Origin of the sequence: Agreia bicolorata, assembly GCF_000938265.1 — a bacterium.
GTDB lineage: Bacteria > Actinomycetota > Actinomycetes > Actinomycetales > Microbacteriaceae > Agreia > Agreia bicolorata.
Map to the genome: position 1 here is coordinate 183,441 of NZ_JYFC01000003.1, position 24,610 is coordinate 208,050.

General features: G+C 65.7%; 25 protein-coding genes. 11 read left to right on the forward strand and 14 right to left on the reverse strand.

Features of this window, described 5'->3' with window-relative positions:
• Positions 1-5: 5 nt before the first annotated feature.
• Complete coding sequence (locus TZ00_RS07720) at positions 6-1,313, reverse strand: ABC transporter substrate-binding protein (protein WP_044440668.1); 1,308 nt, start codon at positions 1,311-1,313, stop codon at positions 6-8.
• Positions 1,314-1,521: 208 nt separating this feature from the next.
• Between TZ00_RS07720 and TZ00_RS07725 the strand changes: the two genes are divergently transcribed.
• A complete protein-coding gene (locus TZ00_RS07725; protein WP_044440669.1) occupies positions 1,522-2,514 on the forward strand; it encodes a LacI family DNA-binding transcriptional regulator in 993 nt (330 codons plus the stop codon).
• A 37-nt stretch (positions 2,515-2,551) separates the two neighbouring features.
• Here TZ00_RS07725 and TZ00_RS07730 read toward each other — a convergent pair whose 3' ends face one another.
• From TZ00_RS07730 to TZ00_RS07745, 4 genes are read right to left on the reverse strand one after another with little or no spacing between them, the layout of a single operon-like run.
• Positions 2,552-3,025, reverse strand: a complete 474-nt coding sequence (locus TZ00_RS07730; RefSeq protein WP_044441351.1) for an SAM-dependent methyltransferase — start codon at positions 3,023-3,025, stop codon at positions 2,552-2,554.
• A gap of 2 nt (positions 3,026-3,027) precedes the next feature.
• Positions 3,028-3,609, reverse strand: a complete 582-nt coding sequence (locus TZ00_RS07735; RefSeq protein ID WP_044440670.1) for a DinB family protein — start codon at positions 3,607-3,609, stop codon at positions 3,028-3,030.
• A 32-nt stretch (positions 3,610-3,641) separates the two neighbouring features.
• A complete protein-coding gene (locus TZ00_RS07740) occupies positions 3,642-4,664 on the reverse strand; it encodes an enoyl-CoA hydratase/isomerase family protein (RefSeq protein ID WP_044440671.1) in 1,023 nt (340 codons plus the stop codon).
• Positions 4,661-6,403 (reverse strand): AMP-binding protein, encoded by a 1,743-nt coding sequence (locus tag TZ00_RS07745; protein ID WP_044440672.1) that lies wholly within the window; start codon positions 6,401-6,403, stop codon positions 4,661-4,663. The genes TZ00_RS07740 and TZ00_RS07745 overlap by 4 nt, the downstream gene beginning before the upstream one ends.
• A gap of 94 nt (positions 6,404-6,497) precedes the next feature.
• Here TZ00_RS07745 and TZ00_RS19630 point away from each other — a divergent pair, with 94 nt between their 5' ends.
• The gene (locus TZ00_RS19630) at positions 6,498-6,722 is read left to right on the forward strand and encodes a hypothetical protein (protein WP_139368521.1); all 225 of its coding nucleotides are present in this window, start codon (positions 6,498-6,500) and stop codon (positions 6,720-6,722) included.
• Positions 6,723-6,811: 89 nt separating this feature from the next.
• Here the strand turns inward: TZ00_RS19630 and TZ00_RS07750 are convergent, their stop codons facing one another.
• A complete protein-coding gene (locus tag TZ00_RS07750; RefSeq protein WP_044440673.1) occupies positions 6,812-7,885 on the reverse strand; it encodes a LacI family DNA-binding transcriptional regulator in 1,074 nt (357 codons plus the stop codon).
• Positions 7,886-8,042: 157 nt separating this feature from the next.
• Here TZ00_RS07750 and TZ00_RS07755 point away from each other — a divergent pair, with 157 nt between their 5' ends.
• Genes TZ00_RS07755 through TZ00_RS07775 form a run of 5 tightly spaced genes read left to right on the forward strand, consistent with a single transcriptional unit; the run spans position 8,043 to position 13,583 of the window.
• Positions 8,043-9,206 carry an extracellular solute-binding protein gene (locus TZ00_RS07755; protein ID WP_238579618.1) on the forward strand — a complete coding sequence of 388 codons (1,164 nt, stop codon included), beginning with the start codon at positions 8,043-8,045 and terminating at the stop codon, positions 9,204-9,206.
• Positions 9,203-10,153 carry an ABC transporter permease gene (locus TZ00_RS07760; protein ID WP_044440675.1) on the forward strand — a complete coding sequence of 317 codons (951 nt, stop codon included), beginning with the start codon at positions 9,203-9,205 and terminating at the stop codon, positions 10,151-10,153. Before TZ00_RS07755 ends, TZ00_RS07760 begins: the two co-directional genes overlap by 4 nt.
• Entirely contained in the window at positions 10,153-10,968 is an 816-nt protein-coding gene (locus tag TZ00_RS07765; protein WP_044440676.1) for an ABC transporter permease, read from the forward strand. The genes TZ00_RS07760 and TZ00_RS07765 overlap by 1 nt, the downstream gene beginning before the upstream one ends.
• Positions 10,969-10,977: 9 nt before the next feature.
• Positions 10,978-12,063 (forward strand): ABC transporter ATP-binding protein, encoded by a 1,086-nt coding sequence (locus TZ00_RS07770; RefSeq protein ID WP_044440677.1) that lies wholly within the window; start codon positions 10,978-10,980, stop codon positions 12,061-12,063.
• Entirely contained in the window at positions 12,060-13,583 is a 1,524-nt protein-coding gene (locus tag TZ00_RS07775; protein ID WP_044440678.1) for an inositol monophosphatase family protein, read from the forward strand. The genes TZ00_RS07770 and TZ00_RS07775 overlap by 4 nt, the downstream gene beginning before the upstream one ends.
• 22 nt (positions 13,584-13,605) lie before the next feature.
• On the opposite strand, the gene TZ00_RS07780 is transcribed toward TZ00_RS07775, so the two are convergent.
• Complete coding sequence (locus tag TZ00_RS07780; protein ID WP_044440679.1) at positions 13,606-14,184, reverse strand: TetR/AcrR family transcriptional regulator; 579 nt, start codon at positions 14,182-14,184, stop codon at positions 13,606-13,608.
• Between the two features lie 88 nt (positions 14,185-14,272).
• Here TZ00_RS07780 and TZ00_RS07785 point away from each other — a divergent pair, with 88 nt between their 5' ends.
• The gene (locus TZ00_RS07785; RefSeq protein ID WP_044440680.1) at positions 14,273-14,668 is read left to right on the forward strand and encodes a nuclear transport factor 2 family protein; all 396 of its coding nucleotides are present in this window, start codon (positions 14,273-14,275) and stop codon (positions 14,666-14,668) included.
• A gap of 90 nt (positions 14,669-14,758) precedes the next feature.
• Positions 14,759-15,724, forward strand: a complete 966-nt coding sequence (locus TZ00_RS07790) for an acetylxylan esterase (RefSeq protein ID WP_044440681.1) — start codon at positions 14,759-14,761, stop codon at positions 15,722-15,724.
• Positions 15,725-15,759: 35 nt separating this feature from the next.
• Here the strand turns inward: TZ00_RS07790 and epsC are convergent, their stop codons facing one another.
• From epsC to TZ00_RS18780, 4 genes are all read right to left on the reverse strand, one after another.
• Positions 15,760-16,350: a serine O-acetyltransferase EpsC gene (gene epsC / locus TZ00_RS07795; RefSeq protein ID WP_044440682.1), complete on the reverse strand. Its 591-nt coding sequence runs from the start codon at positions 16,348-16,350 to the stop codon at positions 15,760-15,762.
• 4 nt (positions 16,351-16,354) lie between these two features.
• On the reverse strand, positions 16,355-17,290 hold the full coding sequence (cysK, locus tag TZ00_RS07800) for a cysteine synthase A (protein WP_044440683.1): 936 nt from the start codon (positions 17,288-17,290) through the stop codon (positions 16,355-16,357).
• Positions 17,291-17,439: 149 nt separating this feature from the next.
• Positions 17,440-17,922, reverse strand: coding sequence for a GNAT family N-acetyltransferase (locus TZ00_RS07805; RefSeq protein WP_044440684.1), 483 nt, complete (start codon positions 17,920-17,922; stop codon positions 17,440-17,442).
• A 39-nt stretch (positions 17,923-17,961) separates the two neighbouring features.
• The gene (locus TZ00_RS18780; RefSeq protein ID WP_052521396.1) at positions 17,962-19,260 is read right to left on the reverse strand and encodes an HNH endonuclease signature motif containing protein; all 1,299 of its coding nucleotides are present in this window, start codon (positions 19,258-19,260) and stop codon (positions 17,962-17,964) included.
• A 139-nt stretch (positions 19,261-19,399) separates the two neighbouring features.
• Between TZ00_RS18780 and trhO the strand changes: the two genes are divergently transcribed.
• Entirely contained in the window at positions 19,400-20,344 is a 945-nt protein-coding gene (gene trhO / locus TZ00_RS07815) for an oxygen-dependent tRNA uridine(34) hydroxylase TrhO (RefSeq protein ID WP_044440685.1), read from the forward strand.
• Between the two features lie 44 nt (positions 20,345-20,388).
• Positions 20,389-21,162 carry an isocitrate lyase/PEP mutase family protein gene (locus TZ00_RS07820; protein WP_044440686.1) on the forward strand — a complete coding sequence of 258 codons (774 nt, stop codon included), beginning with the start codon at positions 20,389-20,391 and terminating at the stop codon, positions 21,160-21,162.
• 93 nt (positions 21,163-21,255) lie between these two features.
• Here TZ00_RS07820 and TZ00_RS07825 read toward each other — a convergent pair whose 3' ends face one another.
• The 3 genes from TZ00_RS07825 to TZ00_RS07835 form a co-directional block, all read right to left on the reverse strand.
• Positions 21,256-22,170, reverse strand: a complete 915-nt coding sequence (locus TZ00_RS07825) for an LPXTG cell wall anchor domain-containing protein (RefSeq protein ID WP_044440687.1) — start codon at positions 22,168-22,170, stop codon at positions 21,256-21,258.
• Positions 22,171-22,330: 160 nt separating this feature from the next.
• Positions 22,331-22,708 (reverse strand): hypothetical protein, encoded by a 378-nt coding sequence (locus tag TZ00_RS07830; protein ID WP_044440688.1) that lies wholly within the window; start codon positions 22,706-22,708, stop codon positions 22,331-22,333.
• A gap of 39 nt (positions 22,709-22,747) precedes the next feature.
• The gene (locus TZ00_RS07835; RefSeq protein WP_044440689.1) at positions 22,748-24,451 is read right to left on the reverse strand and encodes an Ig-like domain-containing protein; all 1,704 of its coding nucleotides are present in this window, start codon (positions 24,449-24,451) and stop codon (positions 22,748-22,750) included.
• Positions 24,452-24,610: the final 159 nt, after the last annotated feature.

Here is a 24,610-nt window from a genome sequence, read left to right on the forward strand (position 1 = left end):
TCGGATCAGTTGTCGAGGTCGGCCTGCACGAGCTTCATGAAGTCCTCAGGGCTGATCGCCCCGGTCACGAGCTGTGCGGCGTTCGTCTGGCTGGTGGTCGTGGCCTTCGTCGAGAACAGGGCCTCGAACCAGAGCACACTTGAGGTCGACTTGGAGATCGTCGTCTGGATCTCCTGGGTGAGCGGAGCGACGCCCGTGACCTCGGTGTTCGCCTTGAAGCCGGAGATGCTGCCCTCGCTCTGGAGCGCCGCGCTGCCATAGTTCTCGGCGATGCAGCCGAGCCAGGCGCCGACCTTGTCGTCGTAGACCTTCGCGTTCAGCGTGCTCGGCAGGCCCACGTTCGCCGGGTACTCATCGATCGAGCCCTTGCCGCCGTCGACAGCGGGGAACGGCATAAAGCCGACGTTGTCACTGCCGATCTTGTTCGCGTCAGGGTTGTTCATCGAGTCGAGGATCCAGCTGCCCATGTAGAACATCGCGGCCTTGCCGGTGAGGAACTGCTGGGCGGCCGTGTCGTAGTCGATCGAGCCGACGCCCTGCCCGAAGTAGCCCTTGGCGCCAAGGTCTGCAACCGCGGCGGCCGCCTTGACGTACTCGGGGTCGGTGAGCTTCGCGTCGCCATCGGCAACCTTCTGCAGTGCATCGGGACCGAGGTCGCGGAAGAGGTAGTCGCCGACCAGACGGGTGAGCGGCCAGCCCTGCTCCCCGGAGGCGGCGAACGGCGTGACGCCCGTCTTCGAGATGGTGTCGGCGGCTGCAACCAGCTCGTCCCACGTCTGCGGCACCTCGATGCCGGCGTCGGCGAAGATCTGCTTGTTGTACCAGATGCCCTCGATGTTGTACTGGTACGGGAGCACGTTGAACTTGCCGCCGTAGAGAGCCTTGATGGTGCTGACCGCAGCCGGCTCGATGTCATCGATTGCACCGAGATCGGTCAGGGCCTTCTCGAAGTCGACGACGTTGCCGGACTTGTCGAGGGTCTTGGTGAGGTCGGGAGCGTTGCCGGCCGCGTACATCACGGGAAGAGAGTTCTGCCCGGCCAGCAGCTGGAGCTTCTGGTCGAGGTTCGTCTGGGGCACGGTCTCGACCTTGAGCGGCAGTGCCGTGTTCTCCGCCTTGCACTGGTCGTCGGCGAGCGCGGTGAGCTGACCGGGAATGGTGGTGTTCTCGGAGTTGATGAGGTACGTGAACTGCGTGGCCGCGGAGCTAGCGCCTCCTCCACCGCCACCACAGCCGGTGAGCAAGAGGGCGAGCGCTCCCGCGCTGGCCACGATCGGAACCAGAGCGGCCCTTCGGCGCATAGGTCGTGTCATTGCAATTCCTCCTTGAATGCAGGCGCCAAGCGGTGCCGCTGCTGTTGATGCGCATCAATTGATGCGCGTCAACTCACGAGAATAGGTAAAGTGGACTCGATCCGCAAGGTGAGAATTGTAACGATTCACTGAACAACGCAGATCAGAACGAAAGCAGATGACGATGTCGGAATCAAGAGCGCGCAGCCCGCAGCAAAGCGATTCGCGAATGGGTGACGTCGCGGAACGCGCCGGCGTCTCCCACGGCACCGTCTCGAATTTCTTCAACCGCCCACACCTGCTGAGCGCCGCGACCCGTGAGAAGGTCGCCGCCGCGGTCGACGAACTCGCCTTCGTTCCGAACGACGCGGCACGCACCCTCGCCAAGGGGACGGGCAACACCGTGGGCGCCGTGCTGGTCGATATCGGCAACTCGTTCTTCGTCGACATCGCTCGCGGCATCGAGTCTGCAGCGGCCGAGGCTGGACTCAAGCTGCTTCTCGCCAACAGCGACGTTGACCTCCGACGCCAGAACGACTATCTCGACCTGTTCGACGAGACTCGCGTGCGCGGCGTCATCCTGGCTCCCCTCGACGGCGAACAGCTCGGCGCCGCCCGGGTGCGGAGCCACGGGCGCCCGGTGGTGTTCGTGAACTGGCCCGGTGAAGACGAGCAGTCGTGCGGCGTCATCGTCGACGAGCAGCACGGCGGCTACCTCGCGGCAAGTCACCTGATCAATCTAGGACGCACCAAGCTGCTCTATGCAGGCGGGCCGCTCCATCTGCACGCCGTCGCCGACCGCCTCGCGGGCGTCGAGCGTGCAGTCGCGGAGCACGAGGGAGTCACCCTCGAGATCATCGAGACTCACAGTCTCACGACAAAGGTCGGACGCATTCTCGGCGAGCAACTCGCCGACCGACACGCTGACGATCGACCCGATGCCGTCATCTGCGCCGCCGACTCGCTCGCCGTCGGATGCATCGAGCACCTCACCTCCGCCGGAGTCAGGGTGCCTGACGACATCGCGTTCACGGGCTACGACAACAATCACTATGCAGCCGAGAGCGCCGTGCCGGTCACCACGATCGCTCAGCCCGGGCGCGAGATGGGCGTGATCGCCGCCGGGCTTCTCGCCGAGGAGGTCGACAACCCGGCAACGCACGAGCACCGCACGGTGGTACTGAAGCCGCAGCTCGTCGTGAGGCGCAGCTCGGCGCAGTGAGTGTGATCGACGCTGGCGGAGTATCGAACTGAGGCGCTCAGCTCGATGAAGTCCAGTACTCGCTCATCAATTCGGACGCCCAGGCCGGCTGGCGAATGTCGCCCCTGGGACCGAACTCTTTCATATATGGCTTGATATCGACTACTGGCGTGCCTGCGACGGCGTCGAGTCCCTCGACTTCAATGGTGAGTCCATGCACCCGGAGGATTCGGCAGACGGTGACCCCGAGACGGTTCGGCCTGTTCTTGCCCCGCTGCGCAAAGATTCCCACCAGCGGCCACTCCGTGTTGCCGCGGGGGTGTCGGGCTCCGTGTTCGATCTTCTCAGGGGCGACCTGATCGAAGAAGTAAACGACCTCGACATGACTGAAACTGTCGAGTTCACGCAACGCCTCAGACGTGAACGAGTCACCGTCGACGACGATCGACGTCGTTTCCGCGTCCCAGAGGTCGTCGCGCACCTCAGCCCGACTGCTGTGCACGTGGCCGATCGGATTCAGGGTGATCTGCATCACTAGGACACCCAGAAGCCGATGGCACACAGCAGCCGCGTCTCATCGTCGGCATCGGCCGGCGGCTCGATCGCGGGAGGGAAGACCCCGAAGCTGCGCCACTCGTCTGCGTGAGGAACGACCCACTCGTTCAGCCCGTCGATGAGTTCGGGTGAGAGATGGAAGGGGATTCCGAGGTGCTTGGCGATCATCCACGCCTGAGTCGCTCGGTACATGGCGAGATGCGAGAGACCCTCGTCGGCCGGGTAGTCGCCGTACTGAAAATGGAACGTCGACTCGAGGTCGACGCCGCCCTGCACCAGCGCCGTCGCTGCGTCGTTCAGTGCGTCGTAGGCGGCGACGGGGTTGTCGCCGAGCAGATCTTTGTCACGCAGCTCGTCGCCGTCGGCGATGGACTTGCCGGCCAGCACCCCGGGAATCCAGGCTTCGTCGTAGGCATGCGACTTGAGGATGTCGAGGACAGTGGGGTTTTCGATGGACGTCCACGAGGCAGGAACGGGCTTGTCAAAGTCGCCCGGCTGCACTCGATCGATGACGCTGCGAAGTGCGGCGTCTGACAGAAGAAAAAAGGTATCGGCTCTCATATCCGAAGTGTAAGCACAGCCCCCGACGCTGGCTAGGCCTCGAAGAACGACGCGACGATCGACGGCAAAACCTGCTCGAGGGTGCCCGGCGCCCAGCGCGGTGTGCGGTCCTTGTCGATGACCTGCGCGCGCACTCCCTCGCGAAAGTCGGGGTGCGCCAGGGCGTGCGCCATAATGCGAAGCTCCTGGTTGAAGCAGGCCTCGAGGGTGGGCAGCTCGCGAGCGCGACGCAGCGACTCCAGGGTGACGGCCACCGCGGTCGGCGACTTGGTTCTGATGAGCGCTGCAGTCTCCACCGCTGCCGGGGCGCCCGACGTCGCCAGGGCATCCAGAATCTCACCGACGGTATCGTGCGCGAAGGCCGGCTCGATCCACGACGCGTCAGAGATCAAGCCATCGGATGCGCGGGCGCCCCGCGGCGGCTCGGCGGCAAGGGCGGCAACGGCCTCGTCGGCCGGCAACTCCTCCAACGATGCGACAAGAGAGGAGAGTCGATCCTCGGGCACGAACGCATCCGCGAGGCCGAGTTCAATCGCGTCGGCCGCCGAGGCGGTGCGCGCGGTGAGGGCGAGGTAGGTGCCCAGCTCTCGGGGCGCGCGGCTCAGTAGCCAGCTGCCGCCGACATCCGGCGTGAGACCGATGCTGACCTCGGGCATGCCGAGCGCCGAATCGTCGGTGACCACCCGGTGCGAAGCATGGCCCGAGAGACCGATTCCACCGCCGAGTACAAAGCCATTCATGATCGCCACGAACGGCTTCCGGTAGCGCGCGATGAGGTTGTTCACCCGGTACTCGTCGCGCAGAAACCCCACGGCCGCGGCCACGTCGTCCGCCGCGACACGGCTATACAACTGGGTCACGTCGCCGCCCGCGCACAGCCCGCGAGTGCCGTTGCCGGTGAGCAGAACCGTGCTGATCGAATCGTCGAGAGCCCATGCGTCGAGGGCCACTCCGATCGAGAGGACCATCTCGTGCGTCAACGCGTTGATCGCGCGCGGCCGGTTCAGCGTGATGCGCGCGAGCCGACCCCGAACCTCGAAGAGAACATCCGTCACGACGTCGCCGCGCCCGTGTTGCCCACGGCCTTGAGTTCAGGAAACTGATCGTCGCGCCATTCCACCGCGACGACAACACCCTCTGCAACGCGCTCCTCGCGCTCGCGCAGCTCGACCCGGCGAATCTTGCCCGAGATCGTCTTCGGCAACTCGAAGAACTCGATACGGCGGATGCGCTGGAACGGGGCCAGCCGCTCACGCGCGAATCGCAGAATCTCCTTCGCCGTCGCATCCGTCGGCTCGAATCCGGCCGCAAGCACAACGTAGGCCTTTGGAACGGCGAGCCGCAGGGCATCCGGAGCGGGCACGATGGCTGCCTCGACCACCGACGGGTGCTCGATGAGCACACTCTCGAGCTCGAACGGGCTGATCTTGTAATCGGATGCCTTGAACACGTCGTCGGTTCGGCCCACGTAGGTGAGATACCCAGCGGCATCGCGCGTGGCCACGTCTCCGGTGTGGAAGTATCCGTCGTGCTCGCTCTCTGCGTTCTTCGCGGGGTCACCCACGTAGCCGGTCATGAGGTTCACCGGGCGCGAGCGCACGTCGACGCAGATCTCGCCCTCGTTCGCCTCGAGACCCGTCACGGGGTCGACGAGCACGATCGGGCAGCCCGGAAGCGGCCGGCCCATCGAGCCGTCCTTTATGTCGGAGCCGGGGGTGTTGGCCACGACAGCGGTCATCTCGGTCTGGCCATAGCCGTCGCGGATGGTCAGGCCCCACTTCTCGCGCACCCGGGTGATCACCTCGGGGTTCAGCGGCTCGCCGGCCGAGATCGCCTCTCGAAGGTCTCCCGCGCCCGCGCTCAGGTCGGTCTGGATGAGCATGCGCCACACGGTGGGCGGGGCGCAGAACGAGGTGACCTTCTCTTCGCGAATGCGGTCAAGCAGGGTCACCGCGTCGAAACGCGCGTAGTTGTAGACGAAGATCGTGGCCTCGGCGATCCACGGCGCGAAGAAGCAGCTCCACGCGTGCTTCGCCCAGCCCGGCGAGCTGATCGCCAGGTGCACGTCGCCCGGGCGCAGGCCCAGCCAATACATGGTCGACAGGTGTCCCACCGGGTACGACACGTGGCTGTGCTCGACCAGCTTCGGCCTGCTGGTCGTGCCCGACGTGAAGTACAGCAGAAGCGCGTCGGGCGAGGAGTTGCCGGGATGCGGCAGGGGGCCTGCTTTGGTCGGGTCGCCCGCGAACGCGTCGTCGAAGGTCAGCCAACCGGATGCCGCTGGCGCGGCCGCCGCATTCCCGACCCGAATACGGGTGTACTCCCCCGGCACGGCATCGAACTTGGCGGCATCGGCGGCATCCACGATCACGTGACGCACCGACCCACGATCGACACGGTCGACGAGATCGGCCGGGCCCATCGCCGTTGTCGTCGGAAGAATGACCGCGCCCAGCTTCATAATGGCGAGCATCGCCTCCCAGAGCTCCACCTGGTTGCCGAGCATGAGCATCACGGTGTCGCCCTTCGCGACGCCCCGGGCGCTGAACCAGTGGCCCAACTGGTCTGAGCGAGTGGCGAGTTCATCGAAGGTGCGCGTGGTGCGGCGTCCGTCTTCTTCGACGATCACGAGAGCCTCGGCGTCATTGCCCCTGGCGATCTCGTCGAACCAGTCGATCGCCCAGTTGAAGTGGGGACCGACATCCGGCCATTCGAAGTCTTGGCGGGCGGTGTCGTAGTCGTCGCGCAGGGCAACCAACTGGTCGCGGGCTGCGCGGAAAGCGTCCGTGGTCATTGTTCGACTTTAGGCGGCGCGTGAAGAACCGAGGGATTCCTGCGCCCCGACCGATCACGTAGACGCACGAGCTACCCCCGAATAGGGTGGTTTCATGAGAAAAGCGCTATCGACCGCGTCTGGAATCGCCCTCGCCGTTGGACTTCTTGCGGTTCCGACCACCGCACACGCAGTCAGTTACTACGGAACCTGGTCGGCGACCTCGTCGGCAGCCTGCAATGCGGAAATGAAGGCCTATAAGGCGAACGGCTATTCGGTTACCGCGTGCAGACAACTCAACGGCAGTCCCACCCTCTGGTACTTCCAGTACGGGCACTAGACGTCGTCGACTCGAACTGAGGGGCGGAGAATGGCCGTATCGGAGTGAATCGAAGCGGCCATTCTCCGCACTTCAGCGACACACTGCTATCAGCGCGGCGGCCCCGACGTGTCGCCTTCGCGGAAGGCCACCGGCAGCACGATGCTCGAGGGGCTTCCGCCCGCCAGCAACTCACCCACCATGCGGCCGGCCTGAAGTCCGCGGTCGTGCAATGGCTGCTCCACTGTCGTGAGGCGACGATCAAGCAGCGGAATGTCTGCACCGTCGAAGCCCGTCACGGTGAGGTCTCGCGGAACCTGCAGTCCTCGCGCCTCTGCCGCACGGAGCGCCCCGACGGCGAGCATGTCGTTCTGCGCGAGGATGGCCGTCGGCGGTGAAGCGGCATCGAGCAGGCGCCCCGCGGCGATCTCGCCCGAGTCGAGTTCGCGGCCGCCCGCCTCGACGCGCACGGCGTCGGGAAAGACGGATGCGACGGCCCGCAGTCGTTCCCGAATCGTGCGGTTGCTGATCGAATCGAAATCGGCATCAACCGATGAAAGCGGACCGGGCGGTCCGTTCGCATCGATGCGCGTGGCCCGCATCACCACCCCGACTCGCCTGTGGCCGAGATCGCGCATGCGACCTGCCAGCACGGCCATCCCGCTGGCGTCGTCGATGTCGACCAGGGTGACGCCCTCTTCGTGCGGTCCCTCGACCCCGACCATGGGAATGCGGCGCGCACGCATGCTCGGCAGGAGACCGTCGAACTCCTCACCGCGGGTAAGAAAGACGACGGCGTCGACGGGCATACCGTCGAGCAGCCGGGCCGACCGATCGCCCGACTCTGATCGGTGTGACAACAGAAGCTGGCCCACGTCGAGGTCGTCGAGTGCCTCGCTGAGCCCCGACATCGTGGCCATCGCCACCGGATTCTGGAAGGCGCGACGCACGGTTCCCGCCACGATGATGCCCACGATGCCCGAGCGGCCGCTCTTCAGCGAGCGTGCGGTCGGATTCGGTCCGGCGTATCCGATCTCGGCCGCGGCGGCCAGGATGCGCGCCCTCGTGCGCTCGGTGATCGAGCCCGTGCGGCGGTAGGCCAGCGACGCGGTGGAGGTCGACACCTTCGCGAGCGCAGCGACATCGGCGAGGGTCACAGACGTGCGCACCGAGCTCGTGGTCATGTTTTTCACCATATCGACGTGCAGCTTCCTCCCAGGGCGAGTTGGTCATGCCGTCGTCGAATCGCAACGTTGCGTTAAGGATCAATACACCGTCGGACCGCACCATCGAAACGATGCGATTCGCATCGACACCCGACCCGAAGGACCTACAACCGTGATGCCCCGTCGCTGTCTTCTCACCCTCTCCGCCGCCGCAGCGGTCGCGCTCGCGCTGGCCGGCTGCGCCCCCACCGCCAGTACCGACGCCGCCGCAACCAACCACGCCGTGACCGACGCCTCCGGCACCGCCACAGTGTTCATCTCCGGCGACACCAACGTTCAGAGCCTCTGGACAGACGCCATCATCCCCGCCTTCGAGAAGGCCAACCCTGGCGCATCCGTCACGACCACGCTCGACCTGCACGGCGAGCACGACGCACAGACCATGGCCAAGCTCACCAGCTCAGTGCAGGCCAAAGAAGACCCCGGCTTCGACCTCATCGACTCCGGTTTCATCCAGGCAGCCGGCAAGGCAGGCCTGCTCGAAGACGTGTCGGCCGACAACATCCCCAACCTCGCCACGGTGCCCGACACCACGGTGAAAGCCGGCGCCGGCTTCGGAATCCCCTACCGCGCCTCCTCCGTGCTGCTGGCCTACGACTCCACCAAGGTGAAGACCCCGCCGGCAACTCTTGACGAGCTGCTCAAGTGGATCACCACCAACCCGGGCCAGTTCACCTACAACTCGCCCTCCACCGGAGGATCCGGTGCGGCATTCGTGACGACCGTGCTCGACAAGTACGTCTCCGACGCCTCGCGCACCACCATGACCACGGGCTACGACCAGTCGCTCGAGGGCGAGTGGGACAAGGGCTTCGACGAGCTCAAGAGCCTCAACTCCTCGATGTACCAGCAGGGCGTCTACCCCAACGGCAATAACCAGGTGCTCGACCTCCTCGGCACCGGCGCGATCGAGATGGCTCCCGTCTGGAGCGACCAGGTCATCACCGCCCAGAAGACCGGGACCCTGCCCTCGAACATCAAGTACGCGCAGATCTCGAACCCCTCGTTCACGGGCAGCGCCTCGTACCTCGGCATTCCCAAGACGGCGGCCCACAAAGACGTCGCCCAGAAGCTTGCCGACTACGTGCTCTCGTCTGAGGGCCAGGCGCTCATCGCGTCGACGATCGCGGGCTACCCGGTGGTCTCGCTCGACAGCGTTCCCTCCGAGCTGAAAGACCAGTTCGCTGCCGCCGACCCGTCGACGCTGCGTCCCACCTACTACAGCCAGATGGCTTCCGACATGAACAACCTCTGGGACGCGAAGGTTCCCGGACAGTGACAGCAATCCGATCGGGGCGTCGCGCCCCGGTCGGTGCCCGGCGGCGGGTCTCCCCTGAGGCCCGCCGCTCCGGCATCGGCCTCGCCATGGCCCTTCCGCCCGTGGTGCTGCTCGCACTCTTCGTGGGCATCCCCGTGGTTCTCGCCATCGGCTTCAGCCTCGGCCACACGGGCGGGCTCAACAGCACAATCGCCTCGATCGGACTCAATACCCGCGAGGCGACGAGCTGGTGGGGAACCGCACAGGCCTATGTCGACGTCTTCACCGACCCGCGCTTCACCCGCGACCTCGGCGTGACCATCGGCGTGACCGTCATCTCGACCGCGATCGTGCTGGCGTTGGCGCTGGGCATCGCCCTCAACCTGCGCCTGCGCGGCGGGCGGCTCGCGACCGTCTTCGCCGGCCTCGCCGTGGTGCCCCTCTTCATCCCCGTGGTGATCGCGTCGTGGGCCATCCTGACTTTCTATTCGGGCGATGGATTCGTGCGCACCGTCTTTGCGCTCTTCGGCCTTACCGGTCCGACCTGGGGCTACACGACCGTGGCCGTGGTCATCGGCTCGGTGTGGACGAGCCTGCCGTTCGCCACGCTCATGGCCACCTCGGGGGTTCAGTCGATTCCCGACGCCATGATCGAGGCGGCCCGGGATGCCGGTGCCTCGTCGTTCGCGATCATCACCAGGATTCTCGTTCCCCTGAGCGCGATCCCGCTCGTGATCGCCGCCACCTTCACGGCCATCGGGGTGCTCGGCTCGTTCACCGTTCCCTACTTCACTGGCCCGAACGCGCCGAGCATGCTCGGCGTCGATATCTCCAAGTACTTCCAGGCGTTCAACCATCCGCAGCAGGCGATCGTGATGGCCGTCGTGGTCTTCGTGCTCGCATCCGGAATCGCGTTCTTCTACGTCTGGGCGAACTTTCGATCGGCAAAGAAAGAAGGTCGGGTCTGATGCGCGCACGCTCACTCTCCCGCGGCGTTGTCACGGGCGTTCTGTTCGCCGTGGTGGCGATCTTCATCCTCGGCCCGCTGCTGTGGCTCGCGGCGCACGCCTTCGCGACCTCGTGGGACTACCCCAGCCTGCTTCCGGCCGGACTCACCCTGGACTGGTGGTCGGTGGTCTTCAACGACGCCGGGCTCGGCGCCGCGGTACGCAACTCGCTCTACTTCGCGCCGCTCACCGTGCTGGTCTCGGCGGTCGTCTGCCTTCCCGCCGCCTACGCCTTCTCTCGCTTCGAGTTTCCGGGGCGCCGCGTCTTCTTGGTGGGCCTGTTCGCCACGAACGCATTTCCCAAGATGGGGCTCTTCGTCTCGATGGCCTCGCTGTTCTATGGCCTGCACCTCATGAACACGATCGCCGGAATCGTGATCGTGCAGCTCGTGGGCACCGTGGTTTTTATGACCTGGATCCCCGCGGCGGCCTTCAGCTCGGTGCCCCGCGCGCTCGAAGAAGCGGCCCGCGATGCTGGGGCCGGGCGCATCCGCACCTTCGTGCGTGTGACCCTGCCACTCGCCCTGCCCGGCATCCTCGTGGCCGTTCTTATGTCGTTTCTCGCCGCCTTCGATGAGGCGCAGGGCACCTACCTCGTGGGGGCTCCGGTCTACATGACCATGCCCACCGAGATGTACTCGCTCGTTCTGAACTACCCCAAGCAGGTCGCCGCGGTCTTCGCGATCCTGCTCTCCGTTCCCTCCGTCGCCCTCCTGCTCCTCGCCCGCCGTTACATCATGGGCGGACGTCTGGCCGAGGGCTTCCAGATTCGTTAGGCCATCGTCATGACACCACTCACCAAGACCGAGACTCCCTCGGGGCTCACCGTCACCGCACTCACGAAGGTGCTGAGCAATCGCACGATCGTTGAGAACTTCGAACTCGATGTGGCCGCGGGCGAGCTCGTCGCCCTGCTCGGCCCGTCCGGATGCGGCAAGACCACGACACTGCGCATGATGGCCGGGTTCCTCGAGCCCGACACAGGCTCGGTCAGCATCGGCGGCGTCGACGTCACCGACAAGGGTCCAGACAAGAGGCCGAGCGCGATGGTCTTTCAGAACTACGCCCTCTGGCCGCACCTCACGGTGTTCAAGAACGTGGCCTTTCCGCTGTCGATCAAACGCGTCCCTCGCGCCGAGATCACCCAGCGTGTGATGGCGGCTCTCGAGACCGTGAACCTCGCCCACCACGCGCACTCCCGACCCGCGCACATCTCGGGCGGTGAACAGCAGCGTGCAGCCCTCGCCCGCGCGATCGTGCAGCGGCCCGACCTGCTGCTGCTCGACGAGCCGCTGTCGAACCTCGACGCGAAGCTCAGGGTCAAAGTACGCGAGGAGATCCGCGACATTCAGCAGCGCCTCGGCATCACCACCGTGATGGTCACCCACGACCAAGACGAGGCGATGGCCATCTCCGACCGCGTCGCCGTGATGAACGCGGGCCGCATCGAGCAGGTGTCGACCCCGACCGAGCTTTATGCCAACCCCCGCACACTCTTCGTGGCCTCGTTCATCGGCAGCATGAATGTGCTGCCGGCACCGACTCTGTTCGAGAGCGCGAGCCTGAGTATCGTGGCAGACGCAGCGCCGGATGCCATGCCGGATGCCGCGCCCGCTGAGGCCTGGGCCGTGCGCCCCGAAGACGTGCTCTTCGAACCCGCATCGGGTGTACAGCGACCCGGGGCCACGCCCGTCGAGGTGCGGCGAGTGCTCCCACACGGACACTTCTCCGAGCTCGTGCTCAGCGCGGGCGGCACCGAAGTGCGCTCAGTCGCCGGCGGGACTCCTCCCGCCGTGGGCGACCACGGAACCGTGACGCTGAACAACGTGCGGCACTACGTCGACGGCATTCTGGCCGGGGGCAGGGCATGACCGCGATCGTCGCCCATCGCGGCGATTCCTCCGTGCACCGCGAGAACACACTCGAGGCGATCCGCTCAGCAATCGTGGCGGGAGCAGACACGATCGAGATCGACGTGCGCCTCACCCGCGACGGCGAGGTCGTGCTGCTGCACGACGCCACCCTCAACCGACTCTGGGGCATCGACGCGAACATCGCCGACCTCACGCTGGCCGAGGTCGAGAAGCTGGGCGGGGGCGAGCTGCGCATCCCGTTGCTGCGCGACGCACTGCACCTCATGCATGGCGAGACTCCCCTTCTGCTCATCGACATGGACTCGTCCGAACCCGCTGCAGCCGCGCACCGCGTCGTCGCGACGTCAGGGTCGACGGCCAGGGTCGCCTGGTGCGGCCACATCGATGCAATGAAGATGATCCGTCGCCGCGACGCCGCGGCCGAGATCTGGATGCCATGGGGCGAGGCGAGCGCGCCCACCGCCTTGGATCTCGCCGAGCTGCGGCCCGCCTTCGTGAATCTGCCCCACGTCTACGTCGGGCGCGCGCTCGTCGCGGCCATCCATTCGCTCGGCGTGCGGGTCTCGTGTTGGACGGTCGACGACACCGAACAGATGGCCTGGCTCCTCTCTATCGGGGTGGATTCGATCACGAGCAACCAGCTCGCCCTGCTGCTGTGCCTTCGAGACAACGACGCGGCCGCGACCGTGCAGATGCTGCCTCGCGCCCGACTCATCGCCCGCGAGCTGGCGAGCTGGGCCGTCGAGTACGTTCGCAAGCATCACGTGACCACCGTGGCGACCAAGGCGAATCCCGCCGACCACGTGACCGAAATCGACCTCGCGATCGAGCGCGTGGTGCGCGCCGTGATCGGTGCCCAGTTCTCCGACCACTGCTTCGTGGGCGAGGAGTTCGGCGGCGAGGCGCAGGCCGACAAACCGTGCTGGTACCTCGATCCCGTCGACGGAACGGCCAACCTCGCCAACGGCATGCCGTGGACGAGCTTCTCGCTCGCCCTGGTCATGGATGGCGCACCGGTGGTCGGTGTGGTCGCCGACCCGTGGCGCGGCGTGGTCGTCGAGGCCGAAGCCGGCGGCGGCGCCTGGGCCGGCGGCATCCGGCTGTGTCTCAATGAGCCGGATGCCGAGGCTCTGTCGGCGCCGACGATCGGGCCGGCCCCTGATCCCCTGCGCGGCGCGATGGTCAGCACGGAGCTCGCGGCCCACGCCGCATGGCCGGGAATGCTACCCATGCTCGAGGCATTGTCACAGCGCTACTGCACGATGCGCATCATGGGGTCGGGCACACTCACCGTGGCCGGCATCGCGCTCGGCCACGGCATCGGCGCAGTCATCGGCCGCTTCGGGCCTGTCGATCACCTGGCCGCGGTGCTCATCGTGCGCGAGGCGGGAGGCGTCGTGCTCGATGAGAGCGGCGACGACACGCTGTTCCCGGCGAGCGGCGGCGTGCTGGCGGCGGCGAACCGCCAGACGGCCGAGCAGCTTCATACGCTGTGGAGAGAGGCCATTACTCAGTAAAAGGAGGTCGCCTCAGTCTTTGCTAACGGGAGATGGCCGCACCGAGGATCCGCATAAGCAGCGAACTCCTTTCGCTGAGTTGCCCACCCGCGCCTCCTGCTGCTTTGGTTCCCTCCACCGTGGCAAGAATGAGGTCGGCCACGTCTGTCGGTGTTGTTCCGAGGTCGTCGAGGGCGATTTCTCCTGCGACGGCGGCTTCGTCGAGAACTTCAGCGATTCGGTTGGTCAGATGTTGGCGGGACTCTTGGGTGATGTCTTTGGAGAGCGCCAGATTGGAGTCGAACAGCTCCTGCCCGTGAGGGCTGGCGCTGATCTCCTCCATAAGCCCCTGGAGGTAGGCGGTCATCGCTTTGTTGATCCGCTCGATGGCGGGACCGTCAGTTTTCAGCATGGCTTCGACATCTGCCATGACTGTGGCATGTGCCCGTTGTGAGCCGGCGCGAAATACGTCCTCCTTGTTGCTGAAGTGGAGGTAGAGGGACGCACGCGAGATGCCTGCCGCTTCAGCGAGATCCTTCATGGTCGTCTTGCTGAATCCGTAGCGACAGAACACGGCCAGCGAAGCATCCAGAATCTGGTCGGTTTTCTCAGTGGAGCCCATAGAGACGATCCTGGCGGATTGGACATTTTATGTCAAACTGTCCAAAGCAGATCGGGGCAGCCGATGTGACGACAAGAAACGGATCGCAATGACGAGCAGAAACTCCATCACCGAAGACCTCATCCGATCCACTGAACGGGCACGCCTGCTTGCCCTCGTCGAAGGCAATACCGACGAGGCGATCATCCATCACGGAACCGACTTCGAGCTCATCACCCCGATCGGGGCCGTTCTCACCCGCGAGCAGTATTTGGGCGCCATTGCCGCAAAGCAGATCAACTACCTCAGCTGGGAGCCTGGACACATCGCCGTTCGCCTCCGCGGCGACGCTGCCATAATCCGCTATCGGGCAGCCCTGGAGGTCGAGTTCGGCGGACATCCGATTCCACTCACCGATTACTGGCACACCGACAGTTACGAGCTTCTTGACGGGCGCTGGCAAGCCGTATGGTCTCAGGCCACTGAAATTCGTCCAGCACACTGAGGCGCCCGCGCCGATGCGATCCAGGTGCGTTGGAGAGAGGCCGTTGCTCGGTAAAGTTCGACGCAGCCGTCACCCTCGCAAAGGAGCCCAATGCTGATCGAATCCGACCTCGACGCCGTTCGCCGCCACACCATCGCGAGCGAGGAACCCGTCGACTTCGATGACTTCTGGCAGGCCACGCTGGCCGAGGCTCAGAACGTCGATCTCGACGTTCGGGTGCAGCGCGTCGAGAGCGTGCTGAGCCTGATCGACGTCTACGACATCACCTTCCGCGGGGCAGGCGGCACCGACGTGAAGGCGTGGCTTCGCGTGCCCGCGGGGGCGACCGCCCCTCTGCCCGCCGTCGTCACCTATGTCGGATACGGCGGTGGGCGCGGAAAGCCTGAGGAGTCGCTCACCTGGGTGGCCGCCGGCCTCGCACATCTGCACATGGACACGCGCGGACAGGGCGCATCGTGGAGCGTCGGCGACACACCGGATGCCGGCACGGGCGGCCCGCAGATTCCCGGGGTGATGACCCGCGGCATCCAGAACCGCGACGACTTCTACTACCGGCGACTCATCACCGATGCCGTGCGGGCCGTCGACGCGGCGAAACAGCTGCCTCAGGTCGACGCGACGCGCATCGCGGTGGCCGGGGGAAGCCAGGGCGGCGGTCTCGCGCTTGCCGTGGCCGGGCTGCGCGACGACCTCGCCGCGGCCGTGGCTTTCGTTCCCTTTCTCTGCGACTTCGGGCGTGCCACCCTGATCACCGACTCGTATCCGTACCACGAGATCGTCGACTACCTGCGCATCCACCGCGACCAGGCGGCATCCGTCTACGAGGTTCTCGGCAGCTTCGACGCGGTGTTCCACGCGCGTCGGGCGACCGCACCTGTGCACTTCTCGGTCGCCCTCATGGATGCGACGTGCCCGGCTTCCACGGTCTACGCCGCGTTCAACGCGTATGCGGGCCCGAAGGAGATCACCGAGTGGGCGTTCAACGGCCACGAGGGCGGCGGCATCGAAGACGAGACGCAGGCGATCGCGTTCGTGAAGAAGCACCTCGGCGTCTAGTCGGGCCCTTCGACGGGCTCAGGGAACGCGATGCGTCAGATGTAGATCGCCGGGTCTGTGTAGAAGGCCTCGGCCGTCGGCTCCGCAGAGTGTGCCCGCGGGCGGGCTACAGCTGGGATGCCCGTGATCACCGAGTAGGCGGGCGCGTCGTTCACCACTACGGCCTGGGCTCCGACCACGGAGTGCGCCCCGATCACCAGATCGCCGAGCAGCACGGCTCCGGCTCCCACGGTCACGTCGTTGCCGAGGGTCGGATGCCGCTTCTCGCGCGCCGTGCTTCTGCCGCCGAGCGTGACCCCGTGATAGAGCATCACGTCGTCGCCGATCTCGGCCGTCTCACCGATGACGACTCCCATGCCGTGGTCGATGAAGAAGCGACGCCCGATGACCGCGCCGGGGTGGATCTCGACACCGGTCAGAAAACGCACGTACTGCGAGACGAGCCGTGCGGGCAGTCGCAGCCCGCGCATCCAGAGCCTGTGGGCGAGGCGATAGCCCCACACCGCATGAAGCCCGGAGTAGTTGAGCAGCACCTCGAGACGCGAGCGCGACGCCGGATCTCGGCGCCTGGCCGTGGCGATGTCCTCCCGGGCGCGCGCGAAAGCCCCGGACGCGCCCATCGGCATCCGGTCAGTCCTGCAGGTCTTCGTACAGAACCGTCGACAGGTAGCGCTCGCCGTAGCTCGCGACGACCACGACAATGGTCTTGCCCGCGTTCTCGGGGCGGGCGGCGAGCTCGAGGGCGGCGGTGACCGTGGCGCCCGAGGAGATGCCAGCGAGGATTCCCTCTTCTGCGGCGAGGCGGCGGGCCATCGAGACCGACTGCGTGATGTTTACGTCGATGACCTCGTCGTAGACCTCTCGGTCGAGAATCTCGGGCACGAAGTTGGCGCCGATGCCCTGGATCTTGTGCGGGCCGGGAGCGCCTCCGTTGAGAATCGGCGACTCGGCCGGCTCGACGGCCACGACCTGCAGGCCCGGCTTCTGCTCCTTGAGGTAGTTGCCGGCACCCGTGATGGTTCCGCCGGTTCCGATGCCGGCGACGAAGATGTCGACGGCACCGTCGGTAGCGTTCCAGATCTCGGGGCCCGTGGTGGCGCGGTGGATGGCCGGGTTCGCGGCGTTGGCGAATTGCTTGGCCAGCACGGCTCCGGGGGTGTTGGCGACGATCTCGGCCGCCTTCTCGACCGCGCCGCGCATGCCCTCGGGGCCGGGGGTGAGAACAAGCTCTGCGCCGTAGGCGCGGAGCAGGGTGCGGCGCTCCTTCGACATGGACTCGGGCATCGTGAGGATCACCTTGTAGCCGCGGGCAGCGCCGACCATGGCCAGGGCGATTCCCGTGTTGCCCGAGGTGCCCTCGACGATGGTTCCGCCCGGGGGCAGCTCGCCCGATGCCTCTGCTGCGTCGACAATGGCCACACCCAGACGGTCTTTGACGCTGGCAGAGGGGTTGTAGAACTCGAGCTTCGCGAGCACGGTGGCGCCGAGCCCCTCGGTCACGCGATTCAGACGAACCAGCGGAGTGTTTCCGAAAACCTCGGTGATGTCGTTGTAGATGCTGGGCATGGCGAATCCTTAATCTGAACGAGGGAGCTCGTCAACGAGCAAAGGGGCTACCCCTCCACCCTAAGGACTCGCCCGGCGCATCCATCGATTGTTACGACAACTAACAGGATTATTACGCCTGTTGCGACGTTCGCGACATTCGTATCGGTCTAGAGCGTCTTTCGCATCTTCACGCTCACGGGCTCGTAACCCAGAGAGTCGTAGAGTCCGCGAGCTGCGGCGTTGAAGGCGAAGACGCTCAGACCCAAGGTCTCGGCCCCCTGCGACCGCGCGTACTCTTCTGCCAGGTGCATCGCTTCGCGCCCGAAGCCTCGACCCTGGTGTTGCTCGTCGACGAGAACGTCCCAGATCCACCACGACGCGTCGTCGCCCGAATTTCCCCCGCCCGAACCGCCGCGACCGACCCACAGATATCCAACGGTGCGACCGAACTCATCGACGAGGTCGAAGACCGCGTTGTGCGCCGTGGGCGCTCCGGAAGCGAAGGCGCCCTCCATCGACTCGACGGAGTGTCGCCGCGCGTCCTCTTCTGACTCGCCCGTGACGACGAGATCTCTCTCGTACTCGCCTCGGCTTCGCTCGAGCCATGCGGGAAAGCGTTCTGGACTCATCGGAACCAAATGAACGGGCATGCACCCAGTGTGGCGCAACGCCGAAACATCACCTCAGATTCAGAAGGGGCAGGGTTCTTCTGGTTTCACCTCCGTGTGGATGCCTTTCGTGACCGCGTCGACGAGGGCTTTCGGGGCGGGGCGCATCATGCCCTGCGGTTCGAAGGCGTAGACGAGCCCGGCCGGCGAGGTCCAGATGAGGGTGTTGTTCTCGCCCTGGTCGATCTGCCATCGGGTGTGGTGCTTCACCCGATGATGGGTGGGAGCCAGCGGTGCGAGGTTGTCGTCTTCGGTCAGCCCATGGGCCGCGAAGTCGCGGGTGTGGTCTATGTCGGCGCCGACGGAGTCGTCGGCGCAGCCACCGAACACACAGTACGGATGCACGAGCGTGGCGTGATCGCGCATCTCCTGAGTGGGCCGATAATCGGCAGGGCTCAGCTGCAGGATGCGGCCCGTGATCGGGTCGGTCAGGATGCGGCGCCACGACGTCGCATCCGCCGTCAACCTGGCCGCGGTGACCGGGTCGATCGGGCCATAGCCGCGAAGGATCGCCGGCTCCTCGCCCACACCGAGCAGCGTCATCGCCGGAACCATCACATGCACCCGACCCCGGATGCCCTTCGTCGCTCCCGGGATCGAGGTCTCGCCGTTCAACAGCAGGTCGGAGAGCACGTCGACCCGCAGCTGGGTGATGCTGCGCAGGTCACCACCGACCTTGAGGCCCTTCGCCAGCGACACGGCCCGGTTCGCGATCGCATACACCTCCGGGGCCGGGGCGAACAGGGTGAGATACGCCATGCCATCCTTGCCCGGATCGACCGTCACCCTTCGGGTCTTCGCGGCCTTCTCGACCTGCTCGACCACCGTCTCGGGCTGCACGGTCTGCGCGTGCGAGCGGGCCCGGTACTCCAGCTGCTTGTACGTCAGCCCGGGAGCGAGCCTGGCCATACGGGCGTCGTACTTCTCGAGCGCCTCGCCCTCCAGCCCCTCGGAGTGGGTCGCGATCACCGCAGCGTGCTCCTCGGACATGCCGCCCGCTACGAATACCGCGAACGACGCGGGCAGTTTCGACACCAGCGCGATCGCCGTGTCGGCGAGGGTGCGAGCACGGTATTCGGTGCGTCGGGTGAGCATCGCTATCTCGGTGAAGAACTCCACCTCGGCAACACGGGCCGGTGACCAGCGCGGGCCCGCCGTGGACTGATCGTGCGGGGCCTCGGCCAGCAACAGCTGCCAGGCATCGTGCACCTCGGTGGCCCGAAGGGCAGACAGCTCGGCTATCTGCCTGTCGCGGGCGGCTATTCGCTCGAGAGCCAGCACATACGGCGACTGCTCGAGACTGATATCGGGGGATGTCATACATGAAGTCAAACAGCAGCCACCGACACTGGCTCAACCACGACAATCACTCGATGATCAGGGATTACACCCGTGGGTAACCCACCGAAAGGGCACCCTGTGGAGGAGTGGTCGACCACCACCGGCGTAAAATCGGTGAGTGGCAGTCTCGAAGGTTCTCCTCTATTACGCGTTCACTCCGCTCGCCGACCCCGACGCCATTCGCCTGTGGCAGCGCGACCTCTGCGAGTCGCTCGGCCTGCGCGGTCGCATCCTCATCTCGAAGCACGGCATCAACGGAACCGTCGGCGGAGAGCTCGGAGCGGTCAAGAAGTACCTGCGCAAAACGCGCGACTACCCGGCATTCAAGCATCTTGACGTCAAGTGGAGCGAGGGATCCGGCCTCGATTCTTCACAGAGTTATCCACAGGCTCCCCACGGTGTGAGCCTCGACTTTCCCAAGCTCGTCGTGAAGGTACGCGACGAAATCGTGAGTTTCGGCGCTCCGGAAGAATTGCACGTCGACGAGACCGGCGTTCGCGGCGGAGGAACGAAGCTGACTCCCGCAGAACTGCACGAACTCGTCGAAGCGAAGGCCAAAACGGGCGACGACGTGGTGTTCTTCGACGGCCGCAACTCGTTCGAGGCCGAGATCGGCAGGTTCGAGGGCGCGATCGTGCCGGATGTGTCGAACACGCGCGAATTCGCGGCGGTTCTCGACTCCGGCGCCTACGACCATCTGAAGGGAAAGCCAGTAGTTACCTACTGCACAGGCGGAATCCGGTGCGAAGTGCTCTCGAGCCTGATGACGTCGAGAGGCTTCGGCGAGGTCTATCAACTCGACGGCGGAATCGTGCGCTATGGCGAGACTTTCGGCGATTCCGGGCTGTGGAACGGCTCACTCTACGTCTTCGACAACCGCGTCTCCATCGATTTCACCCCCGACGCCGCGGTGATCGGCGAATGCCACCGCTGCGGCGCATCCACGAAGCGCATGCAGAACTGCGCCGAGGTCTCCTGCCGCACCCAGCTCGTGATCTGCGACGCGTGTGCCGAGGCACAGCCGCCCGCCTGCGCCGAACACGCGAGCATCGTAGCCGCATAGTTTCCACATAGTTATCCACAGGCCAGCGCGCATAGGCTCGGCTCATGAACACCAAAGACAAGGCTCATCAGCTTCTTCACCTCCACGAGCAGCACAAGATCCTGCAGGTCGTCAACGTCTGGGACGTCGCGAGCGCCCGCGTGGTCGCCGATCTTCCGGGCACGACTGCCCTGGCGACGGCCAGCCACAGCATCGCCGCGACCTTCGGGTACGACGACGGTGAGAACATCCCGCTCGAGCTGATGCTCGACATGTGCGGTCGAATTGCGAGTTCGACCGACCTGCCCGTATCGGCCGATCTCGAGGCCGGCTACGGCGACCCGGGTGAGACCGTGCGCCAGGCAATCGGCGTGGGAATCGTGGGCGCGAACCTCGAAGACCAGATGAAGCCGCTCATCGAGTCGGTCGAAAATGTGGCCGAGGTCACGAAGGCAGCAGAGAAAGAAGAGGTGGGCTTCGTTCTGAACGCGCGCACCGACGCGTTCATCAAGGCCGGCGACCGCCCGCTCGATGACGTGATCGCCGATGCCATCGAACGCGGCCGTGCCTATCTCGACGCGGGCGCGGCCTGCATCTTCGTGCCCGGTCTGCTCAGCGAGCAGACGGTGATCCGCCTCGTCGAGGGAATCGGCGAGCAGCGCGTCAGCGTCATCAACGTTCCCGGCTCCCTGACGCCGGCGAGGCTCGAGCAGCTGGGCGTCGCGCGCATCTCGTATGGACCGTGGACCCAGCGCGTCGCACTCACCGCGCTGCAGGCATCCGCTCGCGAGCTGCTGGCCGGCGGCCACCTGCCCGAGGGCACGCAGCCGCTCAACTGACCGACGCATCGGCGCCCGCCAGGCGCATCTGCTGCCGGTCGAACGGCGGCGGATGCGCCCAACGGGCGCCGATGGCGGGTTGATCGAGCGGCGTTAGACCGTCGCGCGGCGGCGACGCGCCACCATGAGCACGGTTCCCGCAAGCAGGAGCGTCAGCGTGCCTCCGGCCAGCAGGCCGCCGTCTGACGAACCGGTCTCGGCGAGCTTCGGCGCTTCGGGAACGGCGGCGGGCACCGGCGCGGCACAGGTTCCGACCTCGAAGGTGCCCGATACGTAGTCGACCTGGTCGCCTTCGATACCGCGCACGATCTTCTCGGTGTAGATGCCAAGCTGGATGTCGCCGCTCAACGTGAAGTGGCCCGTGGCGGTTCCTGTGGCGTCGGCCTGCAGCTGCGCCACATCGCCGAACTGCTGCCCGTCGGGCCCAACGACGCTGTCTGCGACGACCTCGAACTGGCCGAGACCGGTAACGACGATCGTGTAGCCGTCGTTCTGGATCTGCTCGACCGTGTTGCAGCCAGGCGTGATCGTGATGCCGGGGTCACCGGGCACGAACGGGTCGATCACGATGTTCGCGTAGACGTCGGTCGTGTCGGAGAACTCGCAGCTGTTGCCCGAGCAGAGCTCGTAGGTCACCTGAACGACGGGCGTGAGGCCCGATGCCGGCAGCTGCGGCAAAGCGTCGGGGATCCAGTCGGTCACAGCGACGGTCCCGCCGGACACAACGGGGATCTCGAGCGGCGTGGTGTTCCACGCAGTGAAGGTCGGTCCGTTCAGAGTTCCCACATTGACGTGGGCGACGCCTCCATCGGCCACGCCGAATCCGGTGCCGGTGAGAGAGATTCCGTCGCCCCAGTTGTTCTCGGTGAAGTGGATGCTGTCGCTCGCCATAACGATGCTCTCGCTGCCGGCCGCGGATGCCGGTGCGGCGATCACGAGTACGCCTGCTGCGGCGATCGCAGTCGCAGCGGCGATCGCTGCGATGCGGGTGGTGAATGTGATGGGCATGGTTCTCCTGGGTTCGTGGATGATCGTGGTCGGCTTCCCCCTCGCCTGACGATCGTGAGCCTATGGGCGTTTTCACAGCTTCGGCAGGCTGATGAGGGGGAAATGAGTAATGAGGCCCGCAAGGTGAGTAATGTGCGCCGGGCTGCGGGCCCCGGTCGAATCAGACGGTGAACAGCGCCAGCCTGAGATCGCGCCTGTCTGCCTCGGTGGCCCGGCGGGTGCCGGGCTCCTCGCGCAGCGTCGCCTCGAAGCTGCTGCGGCGAGCCCGCTCATAGGCCTTGGCGCTGAGCCTTACGTCGTGGCGATCGAACCTCACGACACGCGACTTCGTGTTGAACACCACACCGACCGTCTGCCCGATGTTCGGCGACCAGAAGTCTGTAGCGATGAAGGGCAACCGCGCGATGGCCCTGAACGAGTCCCCACCTTGCGGGTAGACGTCGACGATGTACGTGTAGTTGACCGATCCGTCGGTCACGGATGCGACGTCTCGCGAGACGACGATGCATTCCGCCTTCTGCCAGTTCTTGCCGAACATGGGCTTGTCTCCTTTTTTTCTTCGCGGTCTAGGTGAGGATCAGGACTCGTCGCCGACGCGGCGGCGACGAGCGATGACGAGGCCGGCAGCACCGAGAACAAGCACGGTGATCGAGCCGCCGATCAGGGGCCACACGCCGACGCCCGTGGAAGCGAGCTCATCGTCGTCTCGGGTCGAGCCGATCGTCTGCGATGCCGTCACGATCGGCGAGTTCGGAAGCTCGGGCATCGGAGTTTCTCCGTCGGCTCCTCCGGTTGTCGGCTCGGGATCGCCCCCCGAGGTGCTCGGGTCGCCCGACTGTCCATGGCCCGTTCCCTGGCCATCGCCCGGGTCGCTCGGCTCGCCGACGATGGCCACGGCATCCGTAAATGTGATCGAGATCGAGCTATAAGACGGAAGTCCGGCCTCGTCGGTGACCATGTATCCGAAGTAGTCCTGGTCGCCAGCCGCTGCGGTTGCGGGAGCCACATAGATGAAACTGCCGTCCGCCGCCACAGTTCCGGTTCCACCCATCTGTGACTGGCCCCAGTTGTACGTCCACGCCGCGAGCGCCGTTCCCTCGGGATCGGAGTCGTTGATGAGCGCCCCGTGCGCCGCGTCGACGTTCAGAGGAACATTCACGGGGGTCGTGTACTGGTCGGCGACCGCAATCGGAGCGGCGTTCGGTCCGGCAGGAGTCGTTCCCGGCGGAGTTACGGAGACGATGACCGAGCCCCACGAGCCGCCCCCGAAGGTGTCGAAGGCGATGTAGCTCGCGGAATCCACCCCGATGAATCCGGCATCCGGAACGTAGTAGAACGAGCCGTCGTCATCGATGGTGATCGTTCCGTGATCGGTCGGGATCGGCCCCACGGCCTTGGTCGTGATGAGGTCGCCCTCGTCATCGGTATCGTTCGCGAGCAACCCCAGGTGAGAGGGTATCGACAGCGGCTGATCCTGCGGCGTCGTGTAGCTGTCGGTGGCTGTATCAGGCCAGTGATTCTCGTTGGCGTCGGTGTTCTCCTGCACTGTCACGTAGATTGTCCCGGTCGTTCCGCCGTGGCCCTCATCCTGCGCGTAATAGGTGATGGTGTCGGTTCCCAGAAAGCCCGGGGCCGCGGTGAAACCGAACTCGCCGTGGGCACCGATGTAGCCGGTGTTTCCAAGCCAGGTGGTGAAGGAACCCTGCTGGGTGGTGATCGGATCCTTCTCCGGATCGCTGTCGTTGCCCAGGAGACCGGGGCTGCCGACCGTGACCGTGCCACCGGGGGCGATCACGTAGTAGTCGTCTTGTGTCACCACGGGCAGGTTCTCGCCGACGAGCGCGGCCGCCGGAACAGCTTCCGTTCCCTCCAATGGCAGGACTGCATCGGAGCCCTCTGCAGCGTCAGGGGTCGTGAGCGAATCGGCAGGCTCGCCCTGCACCACCTCATCCACCGGATCCGCAGAGCCGGCCGTGCCAGCCGGCTCTTCCCCTACCGTCTCGTCGACCGGCTCTGCGGGAGCAACGGGTTCGACGATGTCTCCGGGATCAGCCTCATCGACCGGCTCCGACGCGGGCGCCTCCACGGCCTCTGCGCCACCGGTCGCCGTGCCGTCATCGACCACGCCGCTGGACTCGACCGCCGAGGTCTCTGCGGCCGTCGTCGCTGCGAGGTCGTCGGCATGGGCGACGAGCGCCCCCTGGGTGAGGAGGCCGAGCGACGCGGCGAGCGCGACGACGGCGAGCGCAGGTGTGCGCAACCGGGAGCGGGTGGAGGACATGTGGTGAACCACTTTCTGTGAGAGATATGGAGAAATGTGGCCGCATTGGCGACTACACCGACTCTGCCGATCGCCCGCTTCCCCGTGATGGGTATCCATTACTCAGCTCGACACGACGGCATGCACAACCCGCGTGAGTAGTTGTCACGTACTGTTCCC